This window comes from Streptomyces sp. NPDC025793 (assembly GCF_055558375.1).
The window spans coordinates 164,786-182,239 of sequence record NZ_JBVHMR010000002.1 but is presented as its reverse complement, the minus strand read 5'-3'; the positions used below and the strand labels follow the sequence as shown (position 1 = coordinate 182,239).

Annotated in this window: 15 protein-coding genes; 6 read left to right on the top strand and 9 right to left on the bottom strand. The window is 71.7% G+C overall.

The window, feature by feature from the left end; all coding sequences use genetic code 11:
• Window positions 1-26: 26 nt before the first annotated feature.
• Window positions 27-3,527: a thiol reductant ABC exporter subunit CydD gene (cydD, locus tag ACZ4MF_RS04640; RefSeq protein ID WP_467489763.1), complete on the top strand. Its 3,501-nt coding sequence runs from the start codon at window positions 27-29 to the stop codon at window positions 3,525-3,527.
• Between the two features lie 270 nt (window positions 3,528-3,797).
• Here the strand turns inward: cydD and ACZ4MF_RS04635 are convergent, their stop codons facing one another.
• From ACZ4MF_RS04635 to ACZ4MF_RS04605, 7 genes are all read right to left on the bottom strand, one after another.
• The gene (locus tag ACZ4MF_RS04635) at window positions 3,798-4,685 is read right to left on the bottom strand and encodes an HAD-IIB family hydrolase (RefSeq protein ID WP_467489761.1); all 888 of its coding nucleotides are present in this window, start codon (window positions 4,683-4,685) and stop codon (window positions 3,798-3,800) included.
• Window positions 4,686-4,779: 94 nt separating this feature from the next.
• Window positions 4,780-5,691 (bottom strand): LLM class flavin-dependent oxidoreductase, encoded by a 912-nt coding sequence (locus tag ACZ4MF_RS04630; protein ID WP_467489759.1) that lies wholly within the window; start codon window positions 5,689-5,691, stop codon window positions 4,780-4,782.
• A gap of 42 nt (window positions 5,692-5,733) precedes the next feature.
• Window positions 5,734-6,192, bottom strand: a complete 459-nt coding sequence (locus ACZ4MF_RS04625; protein WP_467489757.1) for a hypothetical protein — start codon at window positions 6,190-6,192, stop codon at window positions 5,734-5,736.
• A 68-nt stretch (window positions 6,193-6,260) separates the two neighbouring features.
• Entirely contained in the window at window positions 6,261-6,821 is a 561-nt protein-coding gene (locus tag ACZ4MF_RS04620; RefSeq protein WP_467489755.1) for an RNA 2'-phosphotransferase, read from the bottom strand.
• Window positions 6,822-6,942: 121 nt separating this feature from the next.
• Window positions 6,943-7,890 carry a MerR family transcriptional regulator gene (locus ACZ4MF_RS04615; RefSeq protein WP_467489753.1) on the bottom strand — a complete coding sequence of 316 codons (948 nt, stop codon included), beginning with the start codon at window positions 7,888-7,890 and terminating at the stop codon, window positions 6,943-6,945.
• Window position 7,891: 1 nt separating this feature from the next.
• The gene (locus ACZ4MF_RS04610; protein WP_467489751.1) at window positions 7,892-9,646 is read right to left on the bottom strand and encodes an SDR family oxidoreductase; all 1,755 of its coding nucleotides are present in this window, start codon (window positions 9,644-9,646) and stop codon (window positions 7,892-7,894) included.
• 32 nt (window positions 9,647-9,678) lie between these two features.
• Window positions 9,679-10,521, bottom strand: coding sequence for a M24 family metallopeptidase (locus ACZ4MF_RS04605; RefSeq protein ID WP_071374970.1), 843 nt, complete (start codon window positions 10,519-10,521; stop codon window positions 9,679-9,681).
• A 255-nt stretch (window positions 10,522-10,776) separates the two neighbouring features.
• Here ACZ4MF_RS04605 and ACZ4MF_RS04600 point away from each other — a divergent pair, with 255 nt between their 5' ends.
• The 5 genes from ACZ4MF_RS04600 to ACZ4MF_RS04580 all read left to right on the top strand — a co-directional run bounded on the left by ACZ4MF_RS04600 (window position 10,777) and on the right by ACZ4MF_RS04580 (window position 14,625).
• Window positions 10,777-11,760, top strand: a complete 984-nt coding sequence (locus tag ACZ4MF_RS04600) for an ABC transporter ATP-binding protein (protein ID WP_467490646.1) — start codon at window positions 10,777-10,779, stop codon at window positions 11,758-11,760.
• On the top strand, window positions 11,750-12,658 hold the full coding sequence (locus tag ACZ4MF_RS04595; protein ID WP_467489749.1) for an ABC transporter permease subunit: 909 nt from the start codon (window positions 11,750-11,752) through the stop codon (window positions 12,656-12,658). Before ACZ4MF_RS04600 ends, ACZ4MF_RS04595 begins: the two co-directional genes overlap by 11 nt.
• Window positions 12,655-13,566: an ABC transporter ATP-binding protein gene (locus tag ACZ4MF_RS04590; protein ID WP_356032375.1), complete on the top strand. Its 912-nt coding sequence runs from the start codon at window positions 12,655-12,657 to the stop codon at window positions 13,564-13,566. Before ACZ4MF_RS04595 ends, ACZ4MF_RS04590 begins: the two co-directional genes overlap by 4 nt.
• Window positions 13,567-13,576: 10 nt before the next feature.
• A complete protein-coding gene (locus tag ACZ4MF_RS04585) occupies window positions 13,577-14,296 on the top strand; it encodes an ABC transporter permease (protein ID WP_356032373.1) in 720 nt (239 codons plus the stop codon).
• A 77-nt stretch (window positions 14,297-14,373) separates the two neighbouring features.
• Window positions 14,374-14,625 carry an SGM_3592 family protein gene (locus tag ACZ4MF_RS04580; protein ID WP_467489746.1) on the top strand — a complete coding sequence of 84 codons (252 nt, stop codon included), beginning with the start codon at window positions 14,374-14,376 and terminating at the stop codon, window positions 14,623-14,625.
• 338 nt (window positions 14,626-14,963) lie between these two features.
• Here ACZ4MF_RS04580 and ACZ4MF_RS04575 read toward each other — a convergent pair whose 3' ends face one another.
• Window positions 14,964-15,764 carry an HAD family hydrolase gene (locus tag ACZ4MF_RS04575; protein ID WP_467489744.1) on the bottom strand — a complete coding sequence of 267 codons (801 nt, stop codon included), beginning with the start codon at window positions 15,762-15,764 and terminating at the stop codon, window positions 14,964-14,966.
• The gene (gene serS / locus ACZ4MF_RS04570; protein WP_467489742.1) at window positions 15,761-17,038 is read right to left on the bottom strand and encodes a serine--tRNA ligase; all 1,278 of its coding nucleotides are present in this window, start codon (window positions 17,036-17,038) and stop codon (window positions 15,761-15,763) included. The genes ACZ4MF_RS04575 and serS overlap by 4 nt, the downstream gene beginning before the upstream one ends.
• Window positions 17,039-17,454: the final 416 nt, after the last annotated feature.

Sequence of the window (17,454 nt, the reverse complement as noted above, 5' to 3'; positions counted from 1 at the left end):
CCTCTGGACCGAAGGGCACGTTTCACGTGAAACCAATCGATCCGCGTCTGCTGCGCTACGCACGCGCCACCCGGTTCTTCCTCGTGGCGGTCGTCGGCCTGGGAGCCGTCGGTGCGGGGCTGGTCATCGCCCAGGCGATGCTCATCGCCGAGGTCGTCGTCGGTGCCTTCCAGCACGGCCGGTCCGTCGCTGAACTGCGCACTCCCCTGCTGCTGTTGGTGGCCGTGGCGGTGGGCCGTTCGGTCGTCGCCTGGCTCACCGAACTCGCCGCCCACCGCGCGAGCGCGGCGGTGAAGTCCGAACTGCGCGGTCGCCTTCTGGACCGGGCGGCGGCGCTCGGTCCTGGATGGCTGGGCGGTCAGCGGACCGGCTCGCTGGTCACCCTGGCCACGCGGGGCGTGGACGCCCTGGACGACTACTTCTCGCGCTATCTGCCGCAGTTGGGGCTCGCGGTGGTCGTGCCGGTGGCGGTGTTGGCGCGGATCGTCACCGAGGACTGGGTCTCGGCGGTGATCATCGTCGGGACCCTGCCGCTCATCCCGCTCTTCATGGTCCTGATCGGCTGGGCCACGCAGTCCCGGACGGACCGTCAGTGGCGCCTGCTGTCCCGGCTGTCCGGCCACTTCCTGGACGTGGTCGCGGGGCTGCCCACACTGAAGGTGTTCGGCCGGGCCAAGGCGCAGGCCGAGTCCATCCGCCGGATCACCGGCGAGTACCGGCAGGCGACCATGCAGACCCTGCGGATCGCCTTCCTCTCCTCCTTCGCGCTGGAACTGCTCGCCACGCTGTCGGTGGCCCTGGTCGCGGTGACGGTCGGCATGCGGCTCGTCCACGGCGACATGGACCTGTACATCGGTCTCGTGATCCTGGTGCTGGCGCCCGAGGCCTACCTTCCACTGCGCCAGGTCGGGGCGCAGTTCCACGCGGCGGCCGAGGGGCTCGCCGCCGCGGAGGAGATCTTCGCGGTGCTGGAGACGCCGGTCCCGGCGTCCGGTGCGGGTGCGGTGCCCGAGGGCGCGGTGGCCTTCGACGGGGTCACCGTCCGCTACCCCGGCCGCTCGGCCGACGCGGTGAGCGACGTGTCGTTCACCGTCGAGCCCGGCGAGACCGTGGCGCTGGTCGGGCCGAGCGGTGTGGGCAAGACGACACTTCTGAACGTGCTGCTGGGCTTTGCGGAGCCCGCCGAGGGCGGGGTGCGGATCGGTGGCGCGGAGCTGGCCGGCCTGGACCTGGAGGAGTGGCGCTCGCGGATCGCCTGGGTGCCGCAGCGGCCGCACCTGTACGCCGGGACCATCGCGGAGAACGTACGGCTGGCCCGGCCCGACGCGGACGACGGTGCCGTACGGCGGGCGCTGCGGGACGCGGGCGGGCTGGAGTTCGTGGACGCGCTGCCCGAGGGGGCGGAGACCGTGCTCGGCGAGGACGGGGCCGGGCTGTCGGCGGGGCAGCGGCAGCGGCTGGCGCTGGCTCGGGCGTTTCTCGCGGACCGGCCTGTGCTGTTGCTGGACGAGCCGACGGCCGCGCTGGACGGGGAGACCGAGGCGGAGGTCGTGGCGGCGGTGCGACGGCTGGCGGTGGGCCGGACTGTGCTTCTCGTGGTCCATCGGCCTGCGCTGCTGGATGTGGCCGACCGGGTCGTTCGGTTGACCGGCGGTGAGCATGCCGAGGAGCTGAACTCCCTGGACACCCGCCTTTTCTTGCCCACCACCCGCCACTCTCGACTGGAGAGTGAACCGACAGCCGCGGCACACCTGCCGGAGCAGACCCTCGCCCAGCCCCGCAGCCCTCTTGCCCGGGTTCGCGGGCTTGCCCGGCCCCTGCGCGGGCGGCTCGTGCTGGCGCTGGTGCTCGGGGCTCTCGCGCTCGGCAGCGCCGTCGGGCTGATGGCGACGTCCGGGTGGCTCATCTCGCGGGCCTCGCAGCAGCCGCCCGTGCTGTATCTGATGGTGGCCGTGACGGCGACGCGGGCCTTCGGGATCGGGCGGGCCGTTTTCCGGTATGCCGAGCGGCTGGTGTCGCACGACGCCGTGCTGCGCATGCTGGCCGACACCCGGGTCGCGGTCTATCGGCGTCTGGAGCGACTCGCGCCTGCCGGACTGCGCAGCGCCCGGCGCGGTGATCTGCTGACCCGGCTGGTCGCGGACGTGGACGCCTTTCAGGACTACTGGCTGCGCTGGCTGCTGCCCGCCTCCGTGGCCGTCCTTGTCTCGGCCGGTTCCGTCGGCTTCACGGCGTGGCTGCTGCCCGAGGCCGGGGCCGCCCTCGTGGTCGGTCTGGCGGCGGCCGGGGTCGGTGTTCCCCTCGTCACCGCCTCCGTGGCCCGGCGCGCCGAGCGGCGGCTGGCGCCCGCGCGGGGCGTGCTCGCCACCCGCGTCACCGATTTGCTCACCGGCACCGCCGAACTGACCGTCGCCGGTGCGCTGCCCGCCCGTAAGGACGCGGCCCGGCGTGCCGACGGCACGCTCACCCGGATCGCTTCGCGCGCCGCCGTGGCCACCGCGCTCGGCGACGGGCTCACCGCGTTGATCTGCGGCCTGACCGTCGCGGCCACCGCGCTGTTCGGCGCCCAGGCGGTGGCGGCGGGCCGGCTCGGCGGCGTGGCGATGGCCGTGGTCGTCCTCACCCCGCTGGCCGCCTTCGAGGGCGTCCTGGGGCTGCCGCTCGCCGTGCGCCACCGGCAGCGGGTGCGGCGCAGCGCGGAGCGGGTGTACGAGGTGCTGGACGCCCCGGAGCCCGTACGTGAGCCGGAGCGGCCGCGCCAGGCGCCGGCCTCGCCGTTCCCGCTGGTGGTCAAGGGACTCGCCGCGCGGTACGAGGGGCAGCGGCGGGAGGCGCTGGCCGGGTTCGACCTCACGCTGGAGCAGGGCAGGCGGATCGCCGTGGTCGGGGCCTCCGGTGCCGGCAAGACGACCCTCGCGCAGGTGCTGCTGAGGTTCCTCGACCCGGAGGAGGGCGCGTACACGCTCGCCGGTGTGGACGCGTACGCGCTGGCCGGTGACGACGTACGGCGGCTCGTCGGGCTGTGTGCGCAGGACGCGCATCTCTTCGACAGTTCGGTGCGCGAGAACCTGTTGCTGGCCGGGAAGGAGGCCACCGAGGACGATCTTCGCCGGGCGCTGGCCCGGGCCCGGCTGCTGGACTGGGTGGACTCGCTGCCTGACGGCCTGGACACGATGGTCGGCGAGCACGGGGCGCGGCTGTCCGGCGGTCAGCGCCAGCGGCTCGCGCTGGCCCGTGCGCTGCTGGCCGACTTCCCCGTCCTGGTCCTCGACGAGCCCGCCGAGCACCTGGACCTGCCGACGGCCGACGCGCTCACCGCCGATCTACTGGCCGCGACCGAGGGCCGTACGACGCTGCTGATCACCCACCGGCTGGCGGGCCTGGACGCGGTGGACGAGGTGATCGTGCTCGACGCGGGCCGGGTGGTGCAGCGGGGCGGGTACGCGGAGCTCGTCGCCGTGGACGGGCCGCTGCGGGCGATGGCGCTTCGGGAGGAGGCGGCGGAGTCGCTGGTGGCGGCGCGGTGACCGTCACCCGGGCCGTCGAGCCCGCCCTGCGGATGCCGTAGTTGCAGGCGGCGATGCGGTCCGTGGGCAGCGGGCTGGAACGGCACACCACGCCGGACCGGATCGATGAGACGGCCGCCGCCACCGACTTCCGGATGCTGTAGTTCGCCGCGCAGATCGACATGGCCGCCGTACCGCTGCGTTCACGCCCTCGCACCGCTTCCTCGGCCCTGTCGACGCGGCCGTCGGCGACCTCACCGGCGAGAACCCGAGACGCCGGGCCGGCAGGACCTAGAGACAGTCCGCCAGCAACTGTTCGATCACGACCGCCACGCCGTCCTCGTTGTTGGCGACCGTGCGGCCCGACGCGGCGGCGACGACGTCGGGGTGGGCGTTGCCCATCGCGTAGGAGCGGCCGGCCCAGGTCAGCATCTCGACGTCGTTGGGCATGTCCCCGAAGGCGACGACCTCGTCGTGCGAGATGCCGCGCTCGGCGCAGCACAGGGCGAGCGTGCTGGCCTTGGAGACGTCGGGGCCGCTCAGTTCCAGCAGGGCGCTGGGGCTGGAGCGGGTGACGTTGGCGCGGTCGCCGATCGCGATCCGGGCGAGGGTGAGGAAGGAGTCGGGATCGAGGTCCGGGTGGTAGGCCAGGATCTTGAGCACGGGCTGGTCGGCGTCCGGACCGTCGGGGGCGAGGAGCCGCTCGGCGGGCCGGAGGTTGTCCGGTATCTCCAGGTGCAGCTTGGGATAGTCGGGCTCCTGGTGGAAGCCGTAGGTCTGCTCGACCGCGAACACCGTGCCGGGCGCCGCCTCGCGCAGCAGCCGTACGGCGTCCAGGGCGTTCGGGCGGGCCAGTTCGCGCACCTTCACGAACCGGTGGGCGCCGGGGCCGCCGTGCAGGTCGACCACGGCGGCGCCGTTGCCGCAGATCGCCAGGCCGTGGCCGTGGACGTGGTCGCTGACGACGTTCATCCAGCGGGCCGGGCGGCCGGTGACGAAGAAGACCTCGATGCCCGCCTCCTCGGCGGCGGCCAGCGCCGCGACGGTCCGTGGGGAGACCGATTTGTCGTCGCGCAGCAGCGTGCCGTCGAGGTCGGTGGCGATCAGCCGCGGCCGTAGGGCGGCGGACGGGGTCCCGGGCTGTCTGGTCGCTGAGGTCACCCGGCCATTCTCGCGCATATGCCCGCACGCCCGTGCGGGACTCCGCACAGATGAGACGCAGATGACGCTCAGCGGCACGGACGGCATCCGGTGCACCGGAGGGCCTTCCACGTCAGACCAGTTGAGCGAGCGCCTCCATGGCGATCTTCTCGAAGACCTTCTCGTCCGCGGCGAAGTCGGAGTCCGGGATGGGCCAGTGGATCACGATCTCGGTGAAGCCCAGCTCCCGGTGCCGGCCGGCGAAGTCCACGAAGGCGTCCACGGACCGGAGGGGCTGGGCACGGTCCGGGGTGAAGCCGGTGAGCAGGATCTTGTCCAGCTCGGCCACGTCCCGCCCGGCGGCCGCGCAGGCCTCTGACAGCTTGCCCAACTGGCCGCGCAGGGCCTCGACGGACTGCTCCGGAGTACCGGTCTCGTAGAGCTTCGGGTCGCCCGTGGTCACCCACGCCTGTCCGTACTGCGCGGCGAGTTTGAGACCGCGCGGGCCGGTGGCCGCCACCGCGAACGGCAGCCGGGGCCGCTGCACACAGCCGGGGATGTTGCGCGCCTCGTCCGCCGAGTAGAACCGGCCCTCGTGGGTCACCGCGTCCTCGGTGAGCAGCCGGTCGAGCAGCGGCACGAACTCGGCGAAGCGGTCGGCGCGCTCGCGCGGGCTCCACGGCTCCTGGCTGCTGTTCAACAGCGCCGTCGCGTCGAAGCCGGTGCCGCCGGCGCCGATGCCGAGGGTGATCCGGCCGCCGGAGATGTCGTCGAGGGAGATCAGCTCCTTGGCGAGGGTCACCGGATGCCGGAAGTTCGGCGAGGTCACCAGCGTGCCGAGGCGCAGGGTCTCAGTGACGCCGGCGGCCGCGGTCAGGGTCGGGACCGCGCCGAACCAGGGGCCGTCACGGAAGGTGCGCCAGGACAGGTGGTCGTAGGTGTACGCGGTGTGGAAGCCCAGCTGCTCGGCCCGTGTCCAGGTCGAACGGCCGCCTTCGCTCCAGCGGCGGTGGGGCAGGATCACGGTGCTCAGACGCAGGCTCATGCGTTCGAGAGTAAGCGGCCCCACGGACAACGACCCAAACGATCAACGGACGTTCCGGCTCAGCCACGGGCTCAGCAGGATCATCGGGACGTACTCCGTGTGCGTGCGGTCGCCGGGCAGCGGGACGACCAGGCGGTAGCCGGGCGGGAAGCGGCGCACCCTGACGTGGGCGAGGCCGTCGAAGACGGAGCGGAGAAAGGCCGGCACGTCGTCGCGTGCGATGTCGGGGCACTCGACGCCCTCGACGGTGATCAGCGCGTCGTCGTCCGGATAGAGCCGCACGCTCACCCGGGGCAGGCCGCCGAACTCGACGTACGCCTCGTGCGGCAGGGAGCCGTCGGGATCTGTGATCACCGCGATTCCCGCGGCGTCGCGGCGGGAAGTCCGGTCGGCGCCTATGTCGTCGCTGACCTCGATCTCGCGCGCGTAGCGGGCGGCGAGGGCGCGCAGGGCGTCGACGGCGGCCTGGGTGGTCGGCAGGTGTACGGGCGAGTGGTCCATACCACCGAGGACGGCGGCACGTGCGCGAAGGTTCCTCGGAGGAAGCGAAGCGCGCAGGTCACCAGGGGTCAGCGGGGGCCGGGGAAGCGCAGGTGTCGCGGCGGTACGGCCTTCGTCAGCCAGACGCCGTTGGCGCTGACGTGGAAGACGTGGCCGTCACGGTGCATGGCGCCGGCGTTCACGGCGAGCACGACGGGGCGGCCGCGGCGGGCGCCGACCCGGATGGCGGTCTCGCGGTCGGCGGACAGGTGCACGTCGTGCCGGTTCATGGGCCGCAGTCCCTGTGTGCGGATCGCGTCCAGGGCGCGGGCGACGGTCCCGTGGTAGAGGTACGGCGGCGGGGTCGCCGGGGGCAGACCGAGGTCGACCTCGATGCTGTGGCCCTGGCTGGCGCGGATCCTGTCGCCGTCGACCGCGAAGCGCTGTTTGTCGTTGGCGGCCACCACGTGGTCCAGCTCCTCGCGCGTGACCGGGAACCCGTGCGCGGCGGCCGCGGCGATCAGCGCGTCGATCTCCACCCAGCCGGCCGGGTCCGGGGTGAGCCCGATCCGCTCCGGCTGGTGGCGCAGGTGCTTGGAGAGGTATTTCGACACCTTCACGGTGCGTCTCTCGGCATGCTCTTCCTTCATGTGTCCAGCGTGCGCGAGAGACGCGGATCACGCAGGTCTTTTTTGTCCCCAGGTTTGATCCACAACCAACTGTGGTTATCCACAGGGGAATTGGTGAAACTGTGGATAATTGACGGGTGATTTAGGGTGGTTCGGGAAGTTCCTTGTCCGCAGTGGGGACTGAGGCCAACCGATCCAATGACCGTGCCTTCGCCTCCCGTTCGGCCGCCAGCGCGATGAACTCGGCGACACGCCTCGGACCAACGAGCCTTTCCACGGCGGAGATCGTCTCGGTCGGCAAGGGCACGGAACGGGTGGCGGACGCCCCCGGTGCCGGCTTCTCGGTCACGAGGTGGGTGCGCAGGTGTCTGGTCGCCAATGTGCGCATGGCTCGCGCCAGTTCGGCCTCCATCGTCTGCTGGGCCAGCGGCCGCAGCCGGCGCACGAGCGAGGCCGCCTCCGCCGCGTGCGCGTCCGTGCGCCGCCCGGGATCGTCCAGGTAGCGCGCGAAGACGTACTCGCTGGTGAACTCCAGGAAACGGGCGGCGATGTGCTCGACTTGGCCCCTCAACTCCCGCAGATGGTCCGAGATCGCGGACAGCGGCACCCCGGCCGCGTGCAACTCGACGGCTACGGCCAGCTCTTGGGGGCTCGGCACCGAGAAAGTGTCCGGGTCGCCCTCGATCCGCTCCAGGACGCCCAGCTCGACCGCTTCCGCCACGGCGTCGTCGTCGGGCGCGGCGCCGAAGCGTGCGTCGAGCTCGGCCCGGGTGACCCGGTCGGGGCGCTCGTCCGTCCACGGGCCCTCCACCTCGGTGACCAGGCCGAGCACCCCGCCGAGGCCCCGGCCGGTGTCCCAGGCCTCCAGCAACTCCTTGATCGACGCCAGGGTGTAGCCGCGGTCGAGGAGGTGGGCGATCTGGTGCAGCCGGGTGACGTGCGCCTCGGAGTAGAGGTTGGCGCGGCCCCGGCGCTCGGGCCGGGGGAGCAGACCGCGGTCCTGGTAGGCGCGGATGGTCCGCACCGTCGTGGCCGTGTGGTGCGCCAGGTCCTCGATGCGGTACGTCCGCGCGGGCGGCGGTCCGGTCACGTCACAGCCTCGGCTCCACGCGCGCGATGCGCCGCAGCGCCCCGGGCAGGAAACGGGACATGAGGTGGGCGCCGCGCGCCTCCGGGGTCACCGGGACGACCGCCTTGTCGCCGATCACCGCGTCCAGGATCGCGTCGGCCACCTTCTCCGGCGGGTAGTTGCGCTTGCCGTACAGCCGCGCCGACTTCTTCTGCCGGCGCCGCTCCTCCGTCTCGTCGACCCCGGCGAAGCGGGCCGTGGAGGTGATGTTGGTGTTGACGATGCCGGGGCAGATCGCGCTCACACCGATGCCCTGACCGGTGAGTTCGGCCCGCAGGCACTCGGAGAGCATCAGCACCGCCGCCTTGGAGGTGCTGTAGGCGGGCAGGGCCCTGGAGGGCTGGAAGGCCGCCGCCGAGGCGATGTTGACGATGTGGCCGCCCTGGCCGCGTTCGCTCATCCGCGCGCCGAAGAGGCGGCAGCCGTGGATCACACCCCACAGGTTGACGTCCAGGACCTTGCGCCAGTCGTCGGTCGTGGTGGCGAAGAAGGAGCCGGACAGGCCGATGCCCGCGTTGTTGACCAGCACGTCCAGCACGCCGTACTCGCGGTGCACCTTCTCGGCGAGCTTCTCCATGGCCTGCTCGTCGGAGACGTCGGCCGTCTCCGCCCAGGCCTCTGGCGCGCCGACGAGCCGGGACAGTTCGGCGGTGCGGGCCGCGGACTCGGCGTCGCGGTCCACGGCGACCACGCGCGCGCCGGCCTCCGCGAAGGCGAAGGCCGTGGCCCGGCCGATGCCGCTGCCCGCGCCGGTGACCAGCACCAACTGCCCGCCGAACCGGGCCGCGTGGCGGCCGGTGGCCTTCGGTTCCGGCCGGCCGCCGTCGACGGACATGATGAATTCCTCGATCCAGGAGGCGACGTGGTCGGGCCGGGTGCGCGGCACCCAGTGCTTGGCCGGGAGCGTGCGGCGGGTCAGCTGCGGTGCCCACCGCTCCAGGTCGTCGTAGAGCCGCTCGGACAGGAACGCGTCCCCCTGCGGCGTGATGAGCTGCACGGGCGCGTGTGCGTACGCGTCGGGGCGGGGCCTGGTCAGCCGGGCGCGGACGTTGTCCCGGTACAGCCAGGCGCCGTGCGCCGCGTCGGAGGGCAGGGACGCGGTCGGGTAGTCGCCGCCGGGGACCTGCTCGACGCGCTCCAGGATGCGCGGCCAGCGCTTGCCGAGCGGGCCGCGCCAGGCCAGCTCGGGCAGCACGGGCGTGTGCAGCATGTACACGTACCAGGACTTGGCGCCCTGGCCGATGAGCTGGCCCACCCGGCGGGGCGTCGGCCGCTTCACGCGCGCGTTGATCCAGTGCCCGAAGTGGTCCAGGGACGGGCCGGAGATCGAGGTGAAGGAGGCGACGCGGCCCTCCGTGCGGCCCACCGTGACGAACTCCCACGACTGCACCGAGCCCCAGTCGTGCCCGACCAGGTGCACCGGCCGGTCCGGGCTGACCGCGTTCAGCACGGCCAGGAAGTCGTCGGTGAGCTTGGCCAGGGTGAAGCCGCCGCGCAGCGGCTGCGGCGCCGTCGAGCGGCCGTGGCCCCGGACGTCGTACAGCACCACGTGGAAGCGGCCGGCGAGGCGGCCGGCCACCTCCGACCAGACCTCCTTGCTGTCCGGGTAGCCGTGCACCAGCACCACCGTCGGCTGCTCCGGATCGCCCAGCTCGGCCACGCACAGCTCGACCCCGCCGGTCGCGATCCGGCGCTCCCGCGCCTCCTGCAGCGTCACGTCCGCCCTCGCCTCTCCCGCGCCGTCCGCCGTCACTTCTCCTCCGCCCAGCGCCGCACGTGCGGCAGATCGTCGTCCAGCCAGAACGCGCTCTGCTCGGGGTCCCCGGAGTCGGTGACCACGAGGATCTCCTCGAACTTCGCGCCCGTACCCCGGAAGCCGAGGTGGGGTTCGACCGCCCACAGGCCCGGCTGCGGCGGGTGGTCGGAGAAGCGGTACGGCGACCACAGGGGCGACCAGCCCTCGCGGTGGCCGTGCAGCGCGTCGGCGGCCAGCCCCTTCAGGGACTGCGTGCCGAACCCGAACAGGTGCGGGGAGAAGCGGCGCTGCTTCACCCGGTCCACCTTGTGGGCGATCACGCCGAACGGGTACGCGCGATGCCGGTTGGCGTAGCCCTGGCGGACCATGAGGCGGTCCACGTCCTCGTAGATCTCGCGCAGCGGGCGCCGCTCGCGCACCTCGCGCAGGATCAGCTCCCGGTGCGCCTCCAGGTCGGCCATCAGCCGGTCCTGCACCGGGTTGACCCCGAGGGAGCCCGAGTAGCCGATGTCAGCCGTGTATCCCTCGTAGACCGGAGCCATGTCCAGGATGAACGGCATCCCGGGCGCCAGGGCGCGGTCGGTGGGGAAGAACTGGAGCGGGACGCGGAAGTTCACGAACGCCGTGCGGTCGCCGAACCAGGCGAAGGGCAGATGGAACCAGTCCCGCACCCCGCGCTCGCGCAGCCACTCGCGCTGCATCCGCGCCGCCTCGCGCTCCGTCACACCCGGCTCCAGGCGCGCCGCGACCGCCTCCGCACACTCGTAGGCGAGGCGCTGCACCCGCCTGAACCCCCGCAGCTCCACGGAGAGTTCGCTGCTCACTGCCGTCGTCATGCCGCCCCGTCCCGTCGTGCCGCCGACTCGACGCGTCGCCTCGCCGACTGCGGTACGCGTCCGTAACTTGACACTGGTGAATGTGACAGTTGTTAGAGGTGGCGTCAATAGGAGGGACGGCAGGCTGTGGAAAACCCGCGGTAACCCTTAGGCGGGGCATCCCTTAGGGTCCCGTAATACCTGGGACTGACACGAAGACGGCTCTGAGGTCTGACGACCGGCGTGGCCCGGATCACTACGGTCGTATGCGTGACTGTGATCGCGACCGAAAGCCTGAGCAAGCGGTTCCCCCGGGTGACCGCTCTCGACCGGCTGTCCGTGGACATCGGACCCGGTGTGACCGGACTCGTCGGAGCCAACGGCGCCGGCAAGTCCACCCTGATCAAGATCCTGCTGGGTCTGTCCCCCGCCACGGAGGGCCGCGCCGAGGTGCTCGGCCTGGACGTCGCCGCCCCGTCGTCGGGTCGCGCCATCCGCGAGCGCGTCGGGTACATGCCGGAGCACGACTGCCTGCCGCCCGACGTCTCGGCCACCGAGTTCGTCGTCCACATGGCGCGCATGTCCGGCCTGCCGCCCGCCGCCGCCCGCGAGCGCACCGCGGACACCCTGCGCCACGTCGGCCTGTACGAGGAGCGCTACCGCCCCATCGGCGGCTACTCCACGGGCATGAAGCAGCGGGTCAAGCTCGCCCAGGCGCTGGTGCACGATCCGGAGCTGGTCTTCCTGGACGAGCCGACCAACGGCCTCGACCCGGTCGGGCGGGACGACATGCTCGGCCTGATCCGCCGCATCCACACCGACTTCGGCATCTCCGTCCTGGTCACCTCCCATCTGCTGGGCGAGCTGGAGCGCACCTGCGACCACGTCGTCGTCATCGACGGCGGCAAGCTCCTGCGCTCCAGCTCCACCACCGACTTCACCCAGACCACGACCACCCTGGCGATCGAGGTCACCGACAGCGAGACCCACCCCGACGGCACCCGCGCGGTCCGCGAGGCGCTCCACGCGCGCGGACTGGACACGCAGAACGAGGGCGCCGGACTGCCCGGCGCGGGCCACGTCCTGCTGCTGACCGCCGAGAGCGAGGAGATCTACGACCTCGTCCGGGACGTCGTCGCCGACCTCGGCCTCGGCCTGGTGCGCATGGAGCAGCGCCGGCACCACATCTCCGAGGTGTTCACCGACGACGGACACAGCAGCGACAAGCAGCGGAAGGAGGCCGTCGGCCATGGCGGTTGAGCACCCCCTGCCGGCCCCGGCCGGTGACCAGACCCGCATCCACGACATCGGCTACCGCGGCTACGACGGCCCCCGCCTCGGCCGCGCCTACGCCCGCCGCTCGCTGTACGTGCAGTCCCTGCGCGGCTCCTACGGACTCGGCCGCTCGGTGAAGTCCAAGGTGCTGCCGATGGTGCTGTTCGCGGTGATGTGCGTGCCCGCCGCCATCATGGTGGCCGTCACCGTCTTCACCAAGGCGCACGAACTGCCCGTGACGTACACCCGTTACGCGATCATCATGCAGGCCGTGATCAGCCTGTACGTCGCCGCGCAGGCACCCCAGTCCGTCTCCCGCGACCTGCGCTTCAAGACCGTGCCGCTGTACTTCTCGCGGCCCATCGAGACCGCCGACTACGTCCGTGCCAAGTACGCGTCGCTGGCCTCGGCGGTCTTCATCCTGACCGCCACTCCCCTGCTCGTGATGTACGTGGGCGCGCTGCTGGCCAAGCTGGGCTTCGCCCACCAGACGAAGGAATTCGCCGAGGGACTGGTCTCCGTGGCGCTGCTCTCCCTGCTGTTCGCCGGCATCGGCCTGGTCATCGCCGCCGTCACCCCGCGCCGGGGCTTCGGTATCGCCGCCGTGATCGCCGTGATGGTCATCTCCTACGGTGCGGTCTCCACGCTCCAGGCCATCGCCGACGTGCAGAACCACACCTCCGCCATCCCGTGGATCGGCCTGTTCTCGCCCGTCACGCTCATCGACGGCGTCCAGTCGGCCTTCCTGGGCGCGACCGCCCGCAACCCCGGCGCGATCAACCCGTCGGCCGGACAGGGCGTGGTCTACGTCCTGGTCGTGCTCGCCCTGATCGCCGGCAGCTACGGCCTGCTGATGCGCCGCTACAAGAAGGTGGGACTGTGACCACGCTCAGCATCGACCACGTCTCCCGCTGGTTCGGCAACGTGGTCGCCGTCAACGACATCACGATGACGATCGGCCCCGGCGTCACCGGCCTGCTCGGCCCCAACGGCGCCGGAAAGTCCACCCTGATCAACATGATGGGCGGCTTCCTCGCCCCCTCCACCGGCACGGTCACCCTCGACGGACAGCCGGTGTGGCGCAACGAGGCCATCTACCGGCACATCGGCATCGTCCCCGAGCGCGAGGCGATGTACGACTTCCTCACCGGCCGCGAATTCGTCGTGGCCAACGCCGAGTTGCACGGCCTGGGGGCGGGTGCGGCCCAGAAGGCCCTGGCCACGGTCGAGATGGAGTACGCGCAGGACCGGAAGATCTCGACGTACTCCAAGGGCATGCGCCAGCGCGTGAAGATGGCGAGCGCCCTCGTCCACGAGCCGTCGCTGCTCCTGCTGGACGAGCCGTTCAACGGCATGGACCCACGCCAGCGCATGCAACTGATGGACCTGCTGCGGAAGATGGGCGACGAGGGCCGCACGGTGCTGTTCTCCTCGCACATCCTCGAAGAGGTCGAGCAGCTCGCCCGGCACATCGAGGTCGTCGTCGCCGGCAGGCACGCGGCCAGCGGTGACTTCCGCAGGATCCGCCGCCTGATGACCGACCGCCCGCACCGCTACCTCGTCCGCTCCAGCGACGACCGCGCCCTCGCGGCCGCGCTGATCGCCGACCCCTCGACGGCCGGCATCGAGGTGGACCACAGCGAGGGCGCGCTGCGCATCCAGGCCGTGGACTTCGGCCGCTTCACCGCCCTGCTGCCGAAGGTCGCCCGGGACCACGGCATCCGGCTCCTCACGGTCTCGCCGTCCGACGAGTCCCTGGAGTCCGTCTTTTCTTACCTGGTCGCGGCGTAGGAGGCCGAAGATGTACGACCCCACTGTCGCCCGGCTCACCTACCGGGCCTTGCTCGGCCGTCGCCGGGCCCTCATCCTCGGCGCGCTGCCGGTGCTGCTGATCGTCCTCGCCGTGGCCGTGCGGGCCCTGACCGGCGCCGACGACCAGACCGCGGCCGACGTCCTCGGCGGCTTCGCGATCGCCACGATGGTGCCGATCATCGGCGTCATCGCGGGCACGGGCGCGATCGGCCCGGAGATCGACGACGGCTCCGTCGTCTACCTGCTGGCCAAGCCGCTGAAGCGGCCCACGATCATCTTCACCAAGCTGATCGTCGCCATCGCCGTGACCATGGTCTTCTCGGCGCTGCCGACCCTGATCGCGGGCCTGATCCTCAACGGCAACGGCCAGCAGATCGCCGTCGCCTACACGGTCGCCGCGCTGGTCTCGTCCATCGCCTACTCGGCGCTGTTCCTGCTGCTCGGCACGGTCTCCCGGCACGCCGTGGTCTTCGGGCTCGTCTACGCACTGGTCTGGGAGGCGCTGTTCGGCTCCCTGGTGCCCGGCGCGCGCACGCTCAGCGTCCAGCAGTGGTCGCTGGCCGTCGCCCACAAGGTCGCCGGCGGGGACCTCGTGACCTCCACCGTGGGCCTGCCGACGGCCATGGTGCTGCTGGTGGCGGTCACCGTGCTGGCCACCTGGTACGCCGGCCAGAAGCTGCGGGCGCTGAAGCTCGCGGGCGAGGAGTAGGCCTCCGGCGGCTTGACGGGGGCTTCACACCGGTCCGGGCAAACTGAGCAAAGCGGATGCATGGCGAGGAGGTCTCGGTGACGGAGGAGATACCGGAGCACGACGGGCGCGGACGGTCCGGGGGCGACGCCGGGGACGGACTGGACGAACTGGTCCTGGACGAGGCCTTCATACGCGGTGCCGAGACCTCCGAGCCGTCCGCGCGGGCCCGTATGCTCGCCGCCCGCTGGCGTGCCGAGGCGCCTGAGCCGCAGCCGTGGCGCTCCGACGAGCCACCGGCGGGCTGGTTCTTCGGCAAGGCCCGGCGCCGCAGGTGGCGCCGCCGGTAATTCGGTGGCGCTCAACCGGGCTGCGGGGCAGAGTGGCTGTGCCCCATCCGCCGGGAACGTCCCGGCGCCCTGATCCGGGAGTGGAGGTGGGCGATGCCCATGCACGGCAGTACGCCCAGCTCCCGACAGGACAGCCCGAGGCCGGCTCCGGTGTAGTTACCCCGCCGTGGAGCCACAGGAGCTGTCCGGGGCGGCCGCGAGGCGCTGCCGCTGTGGTACGGCCGGTCTTCAGCAGGGGTTGGTCATGTCGGCGCCCCGCGCTGCAGGCTGTGCCCACCCGTTCCGCCCTGCGGAACGACGGCCCACAGCGGTTGGCCGCGCGGCCGCCTCCCCGGCCCTCAGCCCAGCAACCGCTCCAGCACCACCGCGATCCCGTCGTCCTCGTTGGACGTGGTCACCTCGTCGGCCACCTCGCGCAGCGCCCCGTGGGCGTTGGCCATGGCCACGCCCCGGGCGGCCCAGGCGAACATCGGGATGTCGTTGGGCATGTCGCCGAAGGCGATCGTGTCCGCGGCCTTCAGGCCCAGGCGGCGGGCCGCCAGGGACAGGCCCGTGGCCTTGGAGAGGCCGAGCGGGAGCAGTTCGACGATGCCCTCGCCCGCCATGGCCACGGTGACGAAGCCGCCGGCCGCGCGCTCGGCCGCCTCCGCCAGGTCGTCGTCGGACAGCGTCGGGTGCTGTATGTAGATCTTGTTCAGCGGGGCCGTCCAGAGGTCGGACGCGTCCGTCAAGGGGATCGCGGGCAGCGTGCCCGTGACCGCGTAGCCGGGCCCGACCAGCACGTCGCCGTCCAACCCGTCCCGGCTCGCCGCCAGATACAGCGGGCCCACCTCGGCCTCGATCTTGGCCAGGGCGACCCCCGCCAGCTGGCGGTCCAGGGTGACCGAGGTCAGCAGGCGGTGCGCGCCGGCGTCGTAGACCTGTGCGCCCTGGCCGCAGACGGCGAGGCCGTCGTAGCCGAGGTCGTCCAGGATGTGCCGGGTCCAGGGGACGGCGCGGCCGGTGACGACGATGTGGGCCGCGCCCGCCGCGGTGGCCGCGGCGAGCGCGTCCCGGGTGCGTTGCGCGACCGACTCGTCGGAGCGCAGGAGCGTTCCGTCGAGGTCGGTCGCGATCAGCCGGTACGGAAAGCCCGTCACTGCGCGACCGGCTCCAGGACCTCGCGGCCGCCCAGGTAGGGGCGCAGCACCTCGGGGACCCGGACGGAGCCGTCGGCCAGCTGGTGGTTCTCCAGGATCGCCACGATCGTGCGCGGTACGGCGCACAGCGTGCCGTTGAGCGTGGCGAGCGGCTTGACCTGCTTGCCGTCACGCATACGGATCGACAGCCGACGGGACTGGAACTCGGTGCAGTCCGAGGTCGAGGTCAGCTCGCGGTACTTGCCCTGGGTCGGGATCCACGCCTCGCAGTCGTACTTACGGGCGGCCGAGGAGCCGAGGTCGGCGGAGGCGACGTCGATCACGCGGAACGGCAGCTCCAGCGAGGTCAGCCACTGCTTCTCCCACTCCAGCAGGCGCTGGTGCTCGCCCTGGGAGTCCTCGGGGTCGACGTACGAGAACATCTCGACCTTGTCGAACTGGTGCACCCGGAAGATGCCCCGGGTGTCCTTGCCGTGCGAGCCGGCCTCGCGGCGGAAGCAGGGCGAGAAGCCCGCGTACCGCAGCGGCAGCCTGTCGGCGTCGATGATCTCGTCCATGTGGTACGCCGCGAGGGCGACCTCGGAGGTGCCGACCAGGTACAGGTCGTCCTTGTCGAGGTGGTAGACGTCCTGGGCCGCCTGGCCGAGGAAGCCGGTGCCCGCCATGGACTGGGGGCGGACGAGGGCCGGGACGAGCATGGGGGTGAAGCCCGCGGCCGTGGCCTGGGCCATCGCCGCGTTCACCAGGGCCAGCTCCAGCAGGGCGCCGACACCGGTGAGGAAGTAGAAGCGGGAGCCGGAGACCTTGGCGCCGCGCTCGACGTCGATGGCGCCGAGCAGCTGGCCCAGCTCCAGGTGGTCCTTGGGCTCGAAGCCCTCGGCACCGAAGTCGCGGATCGTGCCGTGCGTCTCCAGCGTGACGAAGTCCTCCTCGCCGCCGACGGGCACGTCGGGGTGGACGAGGTTGCCCAGCCGGAGGAGCAGCTCCTGGGTCTCGGCGTCGGCCGCGTCGCGGTCGGCGTCGGCGGCCTTGACGTCGGCGGCGAGCTGGCCGGCCTTCTTCAGCAGCTCGGCCTTCTCGTCGCCGGTGGCCTTGGGGATCAGCTTGCCGAGCTGCTTCTGCTCGGCACGCAGCTCGTCGAAGCGGACGCCGGAGGACCTGCGCCGCTCGTCGGCAGACAGGAGGGAGTCGACGAGCGCGACATCCTCTCCACGGGCGCGCTGGGACGCGCGCACACGGTCGGGGTCCTCACGAAGCAGGCGAAGGTCAATCACGAGGCCAAGGCTACCGGTGCGGGCTCGCCGCTCACGAATCACTATTCCGTGGAGTTCCGATGCGCCACTATTGGTCACTTACGTTCCGTTATGGACGAATTGCGGAACGTGTCGGAACAAGTCAAGGGAAAGTGTCTCACTCCCTGGGACGAGGCATGCTTTCGGCGCCGGGTTGACCGGATTCCCTTGTGGAGAACGGGACTTCGCGGCCCCGCTGTCCACAGGAATCCACACCCTGCCGAGAGTTATCCACAGGCTGTGTGGAATGCCTGTGGACTTCGGAATTGATCACTCCGGAACTTCGCGGCCGAGTGAAGAATTCCCAGGACAAACCTGGGTGACACCCACTTTCGAGTGGAAAGCGGTCGCTCCAAAAGATGAATCAAAGGAAACGGGTGGACGAAGGGTGAGGTGCG

Bases quoted from the DNA above. Each gene is read 5' to 3' on its own strand.
- ACZ4MF_RS04630 (WP_467489759.1), bottom strand. From the start codon at position 5,691: ATGAGCCTGCGTCTGAGCACCGTGATCCTGCCCCACCGCCGCTGGAGC.
- ACZ4MF_RS04625 (WP_467489757.1), bottom strand. From the start codon at position 6,192: ATGGACCACTCGCCCGTACACCTGCCGACCACCCAGGCCGCCGTCGAC.
- ACZ4MF_RS04595 (WP_467489749.1), top strand. From the start codon at position 11,750: ATGGCGGTTGAGCACCCCCTGCCGGCCCCGGCCGGTGACCAGACCCGC.
- ACZ4MF_RS04635 (WP_467489761.1), bottom strand. From the start codon at position 4,685: ATGCGCGAGAATGGCCGGGTGACCTCAGCGACCAGACAGCCCGGGACC.
- ACZ4MF_RS04605 (WP_071374970.1), bottom strand. From the start codon at position 10,521: ATGACGACGGCAGTGAGCAGCGAACTCTCCGTGGAGCTGCGGGGGTTC.
- ACZ4MF_RS04585 (WP_356032373.1), top strand. From the start codon at position 13,577: ATGTACGACCCCACTGTCGCCCGGCTCACCTACCGGGCCTTGCTCGGC.
- ACZ4MF_RS04620 (WP_467489755.1), bottom strand. From the start codon at position 6,821: ATGAAGGAAGAGCATGCCGAGAGACGCACCGTGAAGGTGTCGAAATAC.